The sequence below is a fragment of the Nonomuraea sp. NPDC050786 genome (assembly GCF_040654115.1).
Lineage (GTDB): Bacteria > Actinomycetota > Actinomycetes > Streptosporangiales > Streptosporangiaceae > Nonomuraea.
Genome location: NZ_JBFAHJ010000002.1, coordinates 147,453 through 161,484, shown reverse-complemented (window position 1 = coordinate 161,484; position 14,032 = coordinate 147,453). Strand labels below are relative to the sequence as shown.

At 68.6% G+C, this 14,032-nt stretch carries 15 protein-coding genes and 1 tRNA gene; 6 read left to right on the top strand and 10 right to left on the bottom strand.

Translation table 11 applies throughout. The annotated features are described in order from the left end of the window. Nucleotides 1–139: 139 nt before the first annotated feature. From dapD to AB0H84_RS05120, 3 genes are all read right to left on the bottom strand, one after another. On the bottom strand, nt 140–1,120 hold the full coding sequence (gene dapD, locus AB0H84_RS05130; protein ID WP_357598342.1) for a 2,3,4,5-tetrahydropyridine-2,6-dicarboxylate N-succinyltransferase: 981 nt from the start codon (nt 1,118–1,120) through the stop codon (nt 140–142). Between the two features lie 24 nt (nt 1,121–1,144). After that, nucleotides 1,145–1,567, bottom strand: a complete 423-nt coding sequence (locus AB0H84_RS05125) for a pyridoxamine 5'-phosphate oxidase family protein (protein ID WP_357598340.1) — start codon at nt 1,565–1,567, stop codon at nt 1,145–1,147. A 67-nt stretch (nt 1,568–1,634) separates the two neighbouring features. Further along, nucleotides 1,635–2,489, bottom strand: coding sequence for a LysR family transcriptional regulator (locus AB0H84_RS05120; protein WP_357598338.1), 855 nt, complete (start codon nt 2,487–2,489; stop codon nt 1,635–1,637). 71 nt (nt 2,490–2,560) lie between these two features. Between AB0H84_RS05120 and AB0H84_RS05115 the strand changes: the two genes are divergently transcribed. Further along, nucleotides 2,561–3,301, top strand: a complete 741-nt coding sequence (locus AB0H84_RS05115; RefSeq protein ID WP_357598336.1) for an SDR family NAD(P)-dependent oxidoreductase — start codon at nt 2,561–2,563, stop codon at nt 3,299–3,301. Further along, a complete protein-coding gene (locus tag AB0H84_RS05110) occupies nt 3,295–3,888 on the top strand; it encodes a TIGR03086 family metal-binding protein (protein ID WP_357598334.1) in 594 nt (197 codons plus the stop codon). The genes AB0H84_RS05115 and AB0H84_RS05110 overlap by 7 nt, the downstream gene beginning before the upstream one ends. A 4-nt stretch (nt 3,889–3,892) precedes the next feature. On the opposite strand, the gene AB0H84_RS05105 is transcribed toward AB0H84_RS05110, so the two are convergent. After that, nucleotides 3,893–4,099 carry a hypothetical protein gene (locus AB0H84_RS05105; RefSeq protein WP_357598332.1) on the bottom strand — a complete coding sequence of 69 codons (207 nt, stop codon included), beginning with the start codon at nt 4,097–4,099 and terminating at the stop codon, nt 3,893–3,895. 626 nt (nt 4,100–4,725) lie between these two features. Continuing rightward, a tRNA-Leu gene (locus tag AB0H84_RS05100) sits at nt 4,726–4,798 on the bottom strand. A gap of 94 nt (nt 4,799–4,892) precedes the next feature. Here AB0H84_RS05100 and AB0H84_RS05095 point away from each other — a divergent pair. From AB0H84_RS05095 to AB0H84_RS05085, 3 genes are all read left to right on the top strand, one after another. Beyond that, nucleotides 4,893–5,477 carry a response regulator gene (locus AB0H84_RS05095; protein ID WP_357599636.1) on the top strand — a complete coding sequence of 195 codons (585 nt, stop codon included), beginning with the start codon at nt 4,893–4,895 and terminating at the stop codon, nt 5,475–5,477. A gap of 302 nt (nt 5,478–5,779) precedes the next feature. Then, nucleotides 5,780–6,922, top strand: coding sequence for an ABC transporter substrate-binding protein (locus AB0H84_RS05090; RefSeq protein WP_357598329.1), 1,143 nt, complete (start codon nt 5,780–5,782; stop codon nt 6,920–6,922). Nucleotides 6,923–7,150: 228 nt separating this feature from the next. Then, a complete protein-coding gene (locus AB0H84_RS05085) occupies nt 7,151–8,455 on the top strand; it encodes an ABC transporter substrate-binding protein (RefSeq protein WP_357598326.1) in 1,305 nt (434 codons plus the stop codon). A gap of 3 nt (nt 8,456–8,458) precedes the next feature. Here the strand turns inward: AB0H84_RS05085 and AB0H84_RS05080 are convergent, their stop codons facing one another. Next, the gene (locus tag AB0H84_RS05080) at nt 8,459–9,301 is read right to left on the bottom strand and encodes a hypothetical protein (protein ID WP_357598324.1); all 843 of its coding nucleotides are present in this window, start codon (nt 9,299–9,301) and stop codon (nt 8,459–8,461) included. A 188-nt stretch (nt 9,302–9,489) separates the two neighbouring features. Between AB0H84_RS05080 and AB0H84_RS05075 the strand changes: the two genes are divergently transcribed. Further along, nucleotides 9,490–10,788, top strand: coding sequence for an ABC transporter substrate-binding protein (locus AB0H84_RS05075; RefSeq protein ID WP_357598322.1), 1,299 nt, complete (start codon nt 9,490–9,492; stop codon nt 10,786–10,788). A gap of 52 nt (nt 10,789–10,840) precedes the next feature. On the opposite strand, the gene AB0H84_RS05070 is transcribed toward AB0H84_RS05075, so the two are convergent. From AB0H84_RS05070 to AB0H84_RS05055, 4 genes are all read right to left on the bottom strand, one after another. Continuing rightward, a complete protein-coding gene (locus AB0H84_RS05070) occupies nt 10,841–11,215 on the bottom strand; it encodes a hypothetical protein (RefSeq protein WP_357598319.1) in 375 nt (124 codons plus the stop codon). A gap of 88 nt (nt 11,216–11,303) precedes the next feature. Then, nucleotides 11,304–12,038 carry an ABC transporter ATP-binding protein gene (locus tag AB0H84_RS05065; protein ID WP_357599633.1) on the bottom strand — a complete coding sequence of 245 codons (735 nt, stop codon included), beginning with the start codon at nt 12,036–12,038 and terminating at the stop codon, nt 11,304–11,306. A gap of 53 nt (nt 12,039–12,091) precedes the next feature. Next, nucleotides 12,092–13,042, bottom strand: a complete 951-nt coding sequence (locus AB0H84_RS05060; protein ID WP_357598317.1) for an ABC transporter ATP-binding protein — start codon at nt 13,040–13,042, stop codon at nt 12,092–12,094. Continuing rightward, nucleotides 13,032–14,030, bottom strand: a complete 999-nt coding sequence (locus AB0H84_RS05055) for a branched-chain amino acid ABC transporter permease (RefSeq protein WP_357598314.1) — start codon at nt 14,028–14,030, stop codon at nt 13,032–13,034. Before AB0H84_RS05055 ends, AB0H84_RS05060 begins: the two co-directional genes overlap by 11 nt. Nucleotides 14,031–14,032: the final 2 nt, after the last annotated feature.

Sequence of the window (14,032 nt, the reverse complement as noted above, 5' to 3'; positions counted from 1 at the left end):
GGTGGCACCTTGCCGCGGCGCCTGCGTGTGCGGGAGGGCGACGAGGAGGCGCGGTCCGGAGATCAGCGCTGCCGGCCCTGCATGCAGCCTGTGCGCGGGCGACAGGGTCCGGAGCGCCGCCCGCGCAGGCAAGCAAGCGTCAGTTGGCGTGCAGAGCGGCGTTGAGCTCGATGCCCTGGCCCGTGCGGGGCACCGCCTCGACCGCGCCCGACTGCGAGTTGCGGCGCAGCAGGATCCCGTTGGAGCCGGACAGCTCGGCCGCCTTCACCACCGTGCCGTCCGGGAGGGCGACCTTCGTGCCCGCCGTCACGTAGAGGCCCGCCTCGACCACGCAGTCGTCGCCCAGCGAGATGCCGATCCCCGCGTTGGCGCCCAGCAGGCAGCGCTCGCCGATCGAAATGACCTGCTTGCCGCCGCCCGACAGCGTGCCCATGATCGAGGCGCCGCCGCCCACGTCGGAGCCGTCGCCGACCACCACACCGGCCGAGATGCGGCCCTCGACCATGGAGGCGCCCAGCGTGCCGGCGTTGAAGTTCACGAAGCCCTCGTGCATGACCGTGGTGCCCTCGGCCAGGTGGGCGCCCAGGCGTACCCGGTCGGCGTCGGCGATCCGCACGCCGGAAGGCAGCACGTAGTCCACCATCCGCGGGAACTTGTCCACCCCGTACACCGTCACCGCGCCCCTGGCCCGCAGCCGCAGGCGCGTCCGCTCGAAGCCCGGCACTGGGCACGGGCCGAAGTTGGTCCACACGACGTTGGCGAGCAGGCCGAAGATGCCGTCCAGGTTCACCCCGTGCGGCCTGACCAGGCGCGCGGAGATCAGGTGCAGCCGCAGGTAGACGTCGTGCGCGTCCACGGGCGCCTCGGAGAGCTTGGCGATGCCGGTGCGTACCGCCACCACCTCCACACCCCGGGCCGCGTCGGGACCCGCGAGCTCCAGCAGCTCGGGCCGCTCGGCCAGGTCGCCGGCCTCGCCGGCGGAGAGCCGCTCGGTGCCCGTCACGGGCGCGTCGCCCAGCTCGGGGGCGGGGAACCAGGTGTCGAGTACGGTGCCGTCGGCGGCGATGGTCGCGAGCCCGACGCCGAAAGCGCCGGTCGAGGTGGGATCGATAGCAGTCACGAGCCCAAAAATACCGTTCGCGGGTCAGCCGAGGGCGCCCAGGTCGGCGGAGAGCCAGTGCTCCGGCCGCATCCTGAACGTCACGAGCGCGTGCAGGTCGGAGCCCTGCACATATCCGTCCACCGCGTCGGGCGGCAGGTAGCGGGAGGCGATGCGGGTGAGGTCATCCAGCGTCGTGTGCTCGGAGCCGGTGACCGGGCCCTCGACGGACACGTACCGATAGGTCGGGCTGACCCGCTGCACCAGCATCGAGAACCTGCCCGCCTTCGCGATCAACTGGGCCTTGCGGGAGTCGCCGTCCGTCAGGAACCGGATGTCGCCGCCGGGGGCGTAGTCGTACCAGACGGGCACGGTCAGCGGCGCCCGCCCGTCACCCGCCTCCACGGCCAGGCTCGCGATGTACGACTCCGCCAGGAACGCCTCCCGATCCGCCACGCTCAACGGCATCCCGCCCCACCCCCGTCTTCATCGATCTTGAGACGGTATTCCCGGTGGGAGCGCTCCCGAAAGCTCCTTACCACGCCTTTTGCGACCCTGTGAAGGCCGCGGCGGGGTGCTGTGCCGCGACGGTGGCCGCCGTGTGCACGAACGCCGCCAGCGCCCGCGACCGCGTCCCCTCGGGCCAGGCCAGCACCACGGTCGTTGGCGCGCCGTCGAGCACCGGCACGGCCACCAGGTCGCGCCGCAGGTGGTCCGACACCGACTCCGGCGCCACGGCGATCAACCGACCCAACGCCACCAGCTGCATCAACGTGGCCGGATCACTGATGTCGGGATGCTCGCCGGGCCAGCACGGCGCCGGGTCGTCCGCCAGGTCGGCCAGCCGTACGAAGGGGCGCTCCGCCAGCCGATGCCCTGGCGGCAGGATCGCCACGCTGCCCTCGACCCGGAGCGGCTCGCTGTCGAAGCCCGTCAGATCCTCGTACGGGCTGTGCAGGAACGCCACGTCGGCCCTGCCGTCACGCAGCATCCGCGCCCGCTCCGTCACCGCGCACAGCACCAGCTCCACCTCCACGGCGTCGGGATGCGCGCGATAGGCGGCGAGGATCTCCGGCAGCAGGCCCCCGTCGCCGCCCGCCTTCAGCACCACGACCAGCCGGGGCTCGGCTCGCCCTGCCCGCTGCGTGCGCACGGCGGCGGCGGCCACCGCGTCGAGGATCTTGGCCGCCTCCCTGGCCAGCACCTCGCCCGCCGGAGTCAGCGCGATCCGCCGCCCCGACCGGTCGAACAACGTCACCCCGAGCCGCCGCTCCAGCTTCTGGATCGCCCTCGACAGCGGCGGCTGCGCGATGCCGAGCCGCGCGGCCGCCCGCCCGAAGTGGAGCTCCTCCGCGACGGCCGCGAAATAGGTCAGCTCGCGCGTCTCCATACCCTCAGGGTATTGGCCATGACCCATCCGGTGTTGGCCCCGGCGTGGCAAGCGGTGGTGTGCTTCCTGACATGACGGATAAGACCCCTGATAAGACGACGGCTCTTGTGACGGGGGCGAACAAGGGCATCGGATACGAGGTCGCCGCGGGGCTCGCCCGCGAGGGCATGACCGTGCTGCTCGGCTCCCGCGACCGCGAGCGGGGAGAGGACGCCGCGGCCCGCCTCCGAGCGGCCGGCGGCGACGTACGCACGATCGTGCTGGACGTCACCGACCCGGCCACCATCGAGGCCGCCGCGGCCGCGCTGACCCGCCTCGACGTGCTCGTCAACAACGCCGGCATCTCCGGCCCGGTGGGCCGGCCGCCCGGCGCCACGCCCCCGCAGGACCTCAGGGACGTGTTCGAGACCAACATCATCGGCGTCCTCATGGTCACCAACGCCATGCTCCCCCTGCTCAGACGCTCATCAGCGGCCCGCATCGTGAACGTCTCCAGCGGCGTCGGCTCCCTGGCCCATCACACCGACCCCGATCACTACATGTCCGGCCTGCCGCCCATGGCCACCTACCCGGTCTCCAAGACCGCGCTCAACGCCCTCACCGTCCAGTACGCCAAGGAACTCCGCAAGGACGGCATCCTGGTCAACGCCGCCGCCCCCGGCGCCTGCGCCACCGACCTCACCAAGGACCTGCCGTACAAAATCACTCGCACCGCCGCGGACGGCGCCGCCATCATCGTCAGGTTGGCCACCCTCGGCCCCGACGGGCCGACGGGCGGCTTCTATGACGATGAAGGGACTGTGCCTTGGTAGACATCATTGAACTGAACCGGCGTTCCGTGCAGGCCACCATCGACCTCCTGGACACCCTCAAGCCGGACGACCTGGACCGGCCGACGCCGTGCGCCGGATGGACCGTACGCGACCTGCTGGAACACCAGATCGCGCAGAACCACGGCTTCGCGTTCGCCGCCTCGGGACAGCGATCAGACCTCGCCGGCTGGCGGCCCCGCCCCCTGGGCGCCGACCCGGCGGCCGAGCACGCCGCCTCCGCCCGCGCCGTCCTGGCCGCTTTCGCCACCGACGGCGTCCTCGACCGCCCGTTCCACCTCCCGGAGATACGTGACGGTGGGCCGTTCCCCGCGACGCTGGCGATCGGCTTCCACTTCATCGACTGCGTGGTGCACGGCTGGGACTTCGCCAAGGCCCTGGGCGTCCCGCCCAACGTGGACGAGGACCTCGCCGCGGCCGCCCTCCCCCTGACCCGGCAGGTGCCGGACACCCCGGAGTCGCGCGGCGAGGGCAAGGCGTTCCTCCCCGGCCTGCCCGTCGCCGCCGACGCCCCGGCCCTGGACCAGGTCGTCGCCCTCCTGGGCCGCTCGCCCGACTGGACACCGTGACGCGTCAGTATTTGGGGCCGACGTGGACGTCCAGCAGTTCGACGGCCTCGCGCCTGGCGACGGACAGCTCGTTGCGCTTGTTGAATCGCCAGGCGATGCCAAGTAGGTCAAGAGCCTCACCACAGAGGGCGAGGATGTCGGAGGACTCGTTCTTGAACAAGTAGCGCGGGTACTCGTACCAGCGCACGCCGCTGGGGAGCGGGCGGCGCACCCGATTTACCCCGCGATAGCCGTCGGAATGCATAAGGCCCCTGACGAAGCGTCCAGGGTGGGATGTAACGATCTTTCGCTGCCACGGGTCGAGCACGATCGCACGATTGTGCTTCTTGCCGGGGCCGTGCTGAGGGAACAGATGTGGCCAGTGTTTGGAGTAGGAGTTGACGTCTTTGCACCCTTCTAGCTGTCTCACGCGGACCTTGTTGGTCGGCCGAACGGCTTGAAGGGCTTCGACGCATTCCTCGACGAGGCCAGGCCACCTGTCGGCGCATGCGATCCGTAGGGCCCAACCTGCTTGGATCTGTCGCCCACCCAGCAGATGCAGCCGTCGCCGAGGTAGAGGCCCAGCAGGTAAGCGTAATGTCGGCAGGAGCAGGGGAATGGGGCTGCGACGCGCAACGTGGGCATGTGCCGGTCATCGGAGACTCATGCGTCGGCCGGTTACGCCACCGGCGGATCGTGGCGGGGCTGACGCTGGTCTGGCGGCTGGTCTCGCTGATGCTGAGTCCCGGGGCGAGCAAGCGGAGCGCTTCGTCACGGATGGCGAGATCGTACATGCGGAGAGTGTTGCAGGCAGGTACGACAAAACCGCCCGGCCGAAAGGGCCGGGCGGCTGGTCGGTGCCCCGGGTGGGATTCGAACCCACACTGTACGGGTTTTGAATCCGCGTTCTCTGCCGTTGGAATACCGGGGCGGGTGGGGTTTGTCCGGTATGCGATCTCGGAGTGTACTGCCTCGAGCCGCACCGGCGTGGATCTAATCTACCGGACATCGGTACTCTTCTGCTCGTGAGTACGCAGCGGCGAGTAGTGATCGCGGAAGACGAGGCCCTGATCCGCCTCGACCTCAAGGAGATGCTCCAGGAGGACGGTTACGTCGTCGTCGGCGAGGCCGGCGACGGTGAGCAGGCGATCCGGCTGGCCGCCGAGCATAAGCCCGACCTCGTCATCCTCGATGTGAAGATGCCGGTGCTCGACGGTATCTCGGCGGCTGAGCGGATCGTGGCGGAGCGGATCGCCCCGTGCCTGATTCTGACCGCGTTCTCCCAGCGTGACCTGGTGGAGCGGGCCAGGGACGCGGGGGCGATGGCTTATCTGGTGAAGCCGTTCACGAAGGCGGATCTGGTGCCGGCGATCGAGATGGCGGTCAGCAGGCACGAGGAGATGGTGGCGCTGGCGGCCGAGGTGTCGAGCCTGTCGGAGCGGCTGGAGACGCGGAAGCTGGTGGAGCGCGCCAAGGGGCTGTTGATGACGCAGCACGGTTGGAGCGAGCCTCAGGCGTTCCGGTGGATCCAGAAGGCGTCGATGGATCGGCGGTTGAGCATGCGTGAGGTTGCTCAGATCGTTATCGACGACGCGGCCGAGCGGAGCTGAGTGGGTCCTTTATCAGCTGGTTCGGGCCGGTGGGTTGTGGTGTGGTCACGAGTGGGCATCCAACCGGCTTCGGGCGCTTTCGTGGGAGGTGCTCCGGCGCGTAACTGATGGGTGGACGGCAGGTTCGCTCATCTCGAACGGAGACGCTTTCGATGATCCGCTCCATTTGCGCGCCGGTTCGCACGGTGGCCCGAGGGCCGGCCCTTCTCGCTGCGGGGTGCCTGGTGCTGGCGGCGTGTACGAGCACGACGGCTGTGAGGTCCGGTCCGTCCTCGTCGGCTTCGGCGGGGAGAGGGGACGGCGTGCTGGCGATCGGTACGGTGTTACCGCAGACGGGTTCGCTGGCCTATCTGGGCCCGCCCATGTTCGCGGGCGCCGATCTGGCGCTGCGGGAGGTGAACGAGGCGGGCGGGGTCATGGGCAAGCCCGTCTCCAAGGTCGACACGGACTCGGGTGACTCGGCGACCAACATCGCCTCGCAGTCGGTGGACAAGCTGCTGGCGCAGAAGGTGGATGCGATCATCGGGGCGGCCGCGTCGTCGGTGTCGGAGTCGATCATCGACAAGATCACCCGCGCTGGGGTGGTGCAGTTCTCGCCGGCCAACACCTCGGACAAGTTCACCACGATCGACGACAAGGGGCTGTACTTCCGTACGGCGCCGCCGGACAAGCTGCAGGGGCGGGTGCTGGGCGATCTGGTGGCGTCCGACGGCAATGACACCGTGGGGATCCTGGCGATGCAGGACTCGTACGGTTCGGGGCTGGCCGATCAGGTCGCCGCGACGGCCGAGGCGGCCGGGGTGAGTGTCGTGGAGCGGGTGGACTACGACCCGAAGTCGGCGGATTTCTCCGCCGACGTGGCGAAGATCAAGGCGAAGAACCCGAAGGGCATCGTGCTGATCGGGTTCGAGGAGACGGCGAAGGTCGTGGCGGAGCTGGTCAAGCAGGGTGTGACGGCGGACCGGCACAAGTGGTACATGGTGGATGGCAACATGTCGAACACCAACTTCCTGAAGATGCCCAAGGGCACGCTGAAGGGCGTCAAGGGCACGCTGCCCGGCGCGGCGGCTCCGGAGGCGTTCCGGAAGAAGCTGCTGCAGGTCAATCCCAAGCTGACGGAGTTCACGTACGCGGCGGAGTCGTACGACGCCGTGACGCTGGTGGCGCTGGCCGCCGAGGCGGCCGGGGACGACTCGGGGGCGGCGATCGCGGCGAACCTGGTGGACGTGAGCAAGGGCGGGGAGAAGTGCGCCGGGTTCAAGGAGTGCGCGGACCTGATCAAGGCCGGTAAGGACGTCGACTACGACGGCGTGAGCGGGCCCGTCGACTTCGACGACGTGGGTGACCCGTCGGTGGCGACGATCGGGGTCTACCAGTACGGCGCGAACAACAAGTTCGACACCGGCAGGGCCCTCGAATATCGCAGGGGCCGCATCGCCGACTGATGCCCCCACATTCCACCCCAGATCCCGAAATTTCCCGCCAAGGTCATCAACGCTGACAGAAGTCGGTAACTCTTACGAAACACGCCATTACCGGCCGTGTTTGGGACATTACGAATCCGCATAAAAGCGGCGTAAGAACTCCCGATTCCGTCGCCAAACAGGCATGCTGAGCTCGGAAAACGCAGCGAAGGTGATCGTTCCTTCGTTGAGATAGGGGGAGTCTCTTTTATGATCCGCATTGCTCCAGCAGGACGCGTACTGGCCGTCGCAGCCGCGGCGAGCCTGGCTCTGACGGCCTGTGGTGGAGGCGGTGGTGACACGGCCGCGAAGCAGTCCGACTCGGCGGCCCCGTCCGCGGCGGCCTCTTCGGCTCCCGCGGTCAAGGGTGACGGCACGCTGACCCTGGGCACGGTGCTGCCGCAGACGGGTTCGCTGGCCTTCCTCGGCCCGCCCGAGTTCGCCGGTGTGGACCAGGCCGTCAAGGAGATCAACGAGGCCGGTGGCGTGCTGGGCAAGCCGGTCACCAAGGTCCACACGGACTCGGGTGACACGACGACCAACATCGCCTCGCAGTCGGTGGACAAGCTGCTGGCGCAGAAGGCCGACGCCATCATCGGCGCGGCCTCGTCGTCGGTGTCGGAGTCGATCATTGACAAGATCACGGGTGCGGGCGTGGTGCAGTTCTCGCCGGCCAACACCTCTGACAAGTTCACCACGATCAACGACAACGGGCTGTACTTCCGCACGGCGCCGCCGGACAAGCTGCAGGGCCGCGTGCTGGGCGACCTGGTCGCCGCCGACGGCAACGACACCGTCGGCATCCTGGCCATGCAGGACTCGTACGGCTCCGGCCTGGCCGACCAGATCACCAAGACCGCCGAGGACGCCGGCGCGAGCGTCGTGGAGCGCGTGGACTACGACCCGAAGGCGGCCGACTTCTCGGCCGACGTGGCCAGGATCAAGGCGAAGAACCCGAAGGCGATCGTGCTGATCGGGTTCGAGGAGGGCGCCAAGGTCGTGGCGGAGCTGGTCAAGCAGGGCCTGACGGCCGACAAGTACAAGTGGTACATGGTGGACGGCAACATGTCGAACACCAACTACCAGAAGATGCCCAAGGGCACGCTCAAGGGCGTCAAGGGGACGATCCCCGGGGCCGAGGCGCCCGACGAGTTCAGGAAGAAGCTCCTGGAGCTGGACCCCAAGCTCAAGGACTACACCTACGCCGCGGAGTCGTACGACGCGGCGAACCTGATCGCGCTGGCCGCCGAGGCCGCCAAGGACGACACCGGCAAGGCCATCGCGGCCAAGCTGCCCGAGGTGAGCAAGGGCGGCGAGAAGTGCAAGAGCTTCAAGGAGTGCGTCGACCTGCTCAAGGCCGGCAAGGACATCGACTACGACGGCCTCAGCGGGCCGGTGGAGTTCGACGACGCCGGTGACCCGTCGGTGGCGACGATCGGCGTCTACCAGTACGGCGACGACAACAAGTACCCCGGCAAGGCGCTGGAGTACCGCACCGGCAAGATCGAGGGCTGACCCTCATCCGCCCAAGCCGCACGTCCTCAGCGCGTACGTGATGAGGCGGTCCTGCAGCGGCTTGGGCGGCACCACGATGACCACGCGTTCCTGACCCCCGTCGATGCTGGCCCGCACGGGGAACAGGAACGCCTTCTTGGCCTCGGCGAACGCGTGCGGGTCGCAGCGGCCGGGGGTGAGCGCGATCGGCACCTCCATCCGCTGCTGCCCGGCCGCCAGCACGCCCAGGGGCCGGTGGCCGGGCGTGGCGATGAAGTGGGTGGTCCCGCCCATGTCGGTCAGAGTGACCGCGCCCTCGCCGCGCCGGGTGACCACCAGCTCGCCCCGCATGGCCTTGCCCGACTCCTTCCACTCCGGGCCGAACTCGATGTCCGCCGCCTCCTTGATCAGGAACTCGGAGCACTCGTCCCGCAGCAGCCTGGCCAGCAGCGGGTCGGGGTGCGGCACGTCGAACACCACCTTGCGCGGCGGCTCGGAGCCGGTGCTGAGGTGCGCCACGACGGTGGCGGGCCGGACCTCGGGCAGGCCCTTGGGGGTGCAGTTGGCGGGGCCGTACGGGATGCGCAGGTCCGTGCGCTCGGTCTTCTTGATGGCGCTGTCGATCCGCTGCGGCGGGAGCGTCCTGAACGAGGGCGTGACGAGCTGGACGTCGGCGAAATAGACGGGTGTGTCGGTGGTGTTGCGGACGGCCACCTCGATCGCGTGCGCGGGCTCGTCCGAACGCCACTGCGCCAGCGAGACGGATACGCCGCCGGGCGGCTTCGCGGAAGGCGGGGGAGAGGGCTCGGAGGAGCCGCAACCGCTGAGGAGCACCGCCGTCACGAGCAGAACCGTAAAGCGCTTCACCCAGTGCAGATTAAGCGTCCTTGCGCAGGTCCGTAAGTTGAGGAGTGATTACGACTCCGCATCCAAGTGCCGACAGTTCCCCAGTGCATCTGGTTGGAGCACGCAGCGGTTTTGTACGTTTCCAGCATTCGTTCGGGAACGCTCGGCGCCGCTGGCGGATCCCGGCCTGGAAATGAAGGAGACACTTCATGATCCGCATTGCTCCCGTGGGGCGGGCGCTGGCTGTCGTGGCTGCCACCAGCCTGGCCCTTACAGCCTGCGGCGGTGGCGGAGGCAACACCGCCACGCAGACGTCCACGTCTGCCGCGCCATCGTCGTCGGCGCCCGCCGCGGCCAAGGGCGACGGCACGCTGACTCTCGGCACGCTGCTGCCCCAGACCGGTTCGCTGGCCTTCCTCGGCCCGCCCGAGATCGCGGGAGTGAACCTCGCCGTCAAGGAGATCAACGAGGCCGGTGGCGTGCTGGGCAAGCCGGTCACCAAGTACGACACGGACTCGGGTGACACGACCACCAACATCGCCTCGCAGTCGGTGGACAAGCTGCTGGCGCAGAAGGCCGACGCCATCATCGGCGCCGCGTCGTCGTCGGTGTCGGAGTCGGTGATCGACAAGATCACGGGTGCGGGCGTGATCCAGTTCTCGCCGGCCAACACCTCCGACAAGTTCACCACGATCAACGACAAGGGCCTGTACTTCCGTACCTCGCCGCCGGACAAGCTGCAGGGGCGCGTGCTGGGCGACCTCGTGGTCTCCGACGGCAACGACACGGTCGGCATCCTCGCGATGCAGGACTCGTACGGCACCGGCCTGGCCGACCAGGTGCAGAAGACCGTCACCGACGGCGGCGCCGAGGTCGTCGAGCGCGTCGACTACGACCCGAAGGCGGCCGACTTCTCGGCCGACGTGGCGAAGATCAAGGCGAAGAACCCGAAGGGCATCGTGCTGATCGGGTTCGAGGAGACGGCGAAGGTCATCGCGGAGCTGGTCAAGCAGGGCCTGCCCGCGGACAAGCACAAGTGGTACATGGTGGACGGCAACACGTCCAACACGAACTACGTGAAGATGCCCAAGGGCACGCTCGACGGCGTCAAGGGCACGATCCCGGGCGCCGCGGCTCCCGAGGAGTTCCAGAGCAAGCTGAAGGCCATCGACCCCAAGCTGCAGGACTTCAGCTACGCCCCCGAGTCCTACGACGCGGCCAACCTGCTCGCGCTGGCCGCCGAGGCCGCCAAGAGCGACGCCGGCGTGGACATCGCGGCCAAGCTGGCCGAGGTCAGCAAGGGCGGCGAGAAGTGCAAGAGCTTCAAGGAGTGCGTGGACCTGCTGAAGGCCGGCAAGGACATCGACTACGAGGGCGTCAGCGGCCCGGTCGAGTTCAACGAGGCCGGTGACCCGGCCGTCGCCACCATCGGCATCTACCAGTACGGCCCCAACAACAAGTACGCCACCAAGGCGCTCGAGTACCGCACCGGCAACATCGCCGGCTAGTACCGCCGCCGCACACAGAAGGGCCCGGCCGCCACGGCCGGGCCCTTCTCGTCTATGCGCATCCCGCCACGATCTCGTCGGCGGCCACGCGGTACTGCTTGAGCAGCGCCACCTGCCGCGTGCGGGGCACGTCGTTCCTGGACAGCCCCGCGGTCGTGGTCCTGAGCGTCTGTACGGCCCCCTTGAGCGAGTCGGGCAGCCGGTCGCCGAACTCCAGCGTGATCCCGCGCAGCTCGGCCAGGCGGCCGATCACGGCGTCCTCGAAGTGCTGCTGCTCCTCCTGGCCCCTGGGCTTCAGCATGAGGCCGGCGTACCCGATGGCGGAGACCACGCGGGCGCACGGGCTGTCGGTGGGATCGCCGCCGGTGCTGTATTTGGACGCGGACGAGGCGTTGTCCTGGCAGCCGACGAGCAGGACGGGAAGCATGAGCGCGACTGTCGCCAAACGTTTCACAGCGCTCATTAAAGAACGGCGAAGGGGCTGACAAAAGCCCCTTCGCCGTCTTGATCGGGATTTACGCCTTGGCCAGCGTGCCGAGGTACAGCTCGATGACCTTGGGGTCGTTGGCGAGCTGCCGCCCGGTGCCGGTGTAGGCGTTGCGGCCCTGGTCGAGGACGTAGCCGCGGTGGCAGATCTGCAGGCAGCGGCGCGCGTTCTGCTCGACCATGATGACCGTGACGCCGGCCTTGTTGATCTGCTGGGCCTGGATGAAGACCAGGTCCTGCAGCTTGGGCGACAGGCCGGCCGACGGCTCGTCGAGCAGCAGCACGGACGGCTCGGTCATGAGGGCCCTGGCCATCGCCACCATCTGCCGCTCACCGCCGGACAGGGAGCCGGCGCGCTGCTTGCGCCGCTCCTTGAGCGCGGGGAAGAGCTCGGCGACGAACTCGAAGCGCTCCTTGAACTTCCCCGGCACCTGGAAGGCGCCCATCTCGAGGTTCTCCTCGATGGTGAGGCTGGGGAAGACGTTGTTGGTCTGCGGCACGTAGCCGACGCCGCGGGAGACCAGGGAGTGGGCCTTCATGTTCGTGATGTCCTCACCCTTGAGCAGCACCGTGCCGCTGCGGATGTTGACCAGCCCGAACATGGCCTTGAGCAGCGTCGACTTGCCGGCGCCGTTGGGGCCGATGATGCCGATCAGCTCGCCCTCTTTGACGTAGAGGTCGGAGCCGTTGAGGATGTTGACGCCCGGCAGGTAGCCGGCGATCAGCTCGTCGCAGCGCAGCACGGCGTCCTTGGCGCCCTCCAGGTGGGCGCTGCGGTCGGTGACGGCCGCCTTCGACTGGGCCGGCTCGGGGACGGTCACTTCTGCGTCTCCTCTTCGATCTCGGCCTCCAGCGCCGCCTCCGCCTCGTGGAGCTGGGCCGTCAGTTCGCTCTCCGACAGGGGCGCGTCGTGGTGGGCGCCGAGGTAGGCGTCGATCACGCGCTCGTCGGACATGATCGTCGCGGGTGGGCCCTCCGCGATGACGGCGCCCTGGGCCATGACGATCACCCAGTCGCTGATGTCGCGGACCATGTCCATGTCGTGCTCGACGAACAGCACCGTCATGCCCTGCTCGCGCAGGTCCTTGACGTGGCCGAGCAGCGACTGCGTCAGCGCCGGGTTGACCCCGGCCATGGGCTCGTCGAGCATGACCAGCTCGGGCTGGACCATGAGCGCGCGGGCCATCTCCAGCAGCTTGCGCTGGCCGCCGGAGAGCGCCCCGGCGAAGTCGTCGCGCTTGGCGTCGAGCTTGAAGCGGGCGAGCAGGTCCTCGGCCCGCGCCGTGATCTCGTCCTCCTGGCCGCGCCACAGGCCCGGCACGAGCGCGCGGAAGAAGTTCTCGCCCTTCTGCTGCTGGGCGCCCAGGCGCATGTTCTCCATGACCGTCAGCTTGGACAGCGCCTTGGTGAGCTGGAACGTGCGCACCATGCCGGCGCGGGCCACCTTGTGCGCGGGCACGCCGTTCATGGACTGCCCGTTGAACGTCCACGAGCCGGAGTCGGCCGTGTCGAACCCGGTGAGCTGGTTGAAGAACGTGGTCTTGCCGGCGCCGTTGGGGCCGATCAGCGCGGTGATGGAGCCGCGCTGGATCTCGACGTGGCCCACCTCGACGGCGGTCAGGCCGCCGAAGCGGCGCACCACGTTGTCCACCACGAGGATGGGGTCGGGCTTGGGCACGCCGGGATCGTGGGCCAGATCCTTGAACGCCGCCAGGGCCGCGGCCTTGCGCTCGGACGTGCCCGCCTGCGTGTTGGTTTCAGCGTGCATCGATTGCTATCTCCCTCTTGTCACCGAAGATGCCCTGTGGCCGGAAGATGAGCAACAGGATCAAGCCGAGGCCGACCAGGATCCAGCGCAGGGCGCCGACCTGGTTGGTGTCCATGAAGGTGATGTACCCGGCGCCGACCGCCTCGGAGAGCACGCCGTAGATGAGGACCAGCAACCCCCAGAAGATCATCGAGCCGAGGACGGGGCCCAGCACGCGGGCGGCGCCGCCGAGGATGACCATCGTGTACATGTAGAACGTGGTCTCGGTGCCGAACACGTCGGGCTGCACCGAGGCGTAGGCCAGGCCGTAGAGGAAGCCGCCGAGAGAGCCGATGACGCCGCCCAGGATGAGCGACTGCATCTTGTACGAGAAGACGCTCTTGCCGAGGCTGCGCACGGCGTCCTCGTCCTCGCGGATGGCCTTGAGCACGCGGCCCCAGGGGCTCTTCATGAGCAGGTAGACCATGGTGCAGGCCAGGGCGATGAGCACCCAGCCGACGAGGATGACCCAGAGTTGCCGGTTGTTGAAGAACAGCGGCACCGGGCCGAGATTGAAGCCGTACTGCCCTTCGGGGAAGGGGTTGAGCGCGTAGAAGCCGTCGGAGAAGCCGCGCTGGCCGTCGGAGCCGCCGAAGACGTCCTTGAACGCCACCGAGCGGAAGATGAGCCGGACGATCTCGGCGGCCGCGATGGTGACGATGGCGAGATAGTCGGCGCGCAGCTGCAGGGTCGGTATGCCCAGCAGGATCGCCAGGAGCACGGCGGCGACCAGGCCGACGGCGATGCCGACCCAGAACGGCAGCCCCAGGACGGTGACGGTGACCGCCAGGCCGTAGCCGGCCACGCCCATGAAGGCGGCCTGGCCGAAGTTGAGCAGGCCCGTGTAGCCGAAGTGGATGTTGACGCCGATGGCGGCGATTCCGTACAGCACTGTCTCGACGCCGACCGCGGCCTTGAGCGTCGTGCTGATGATCGTGATCCAGTCCATTC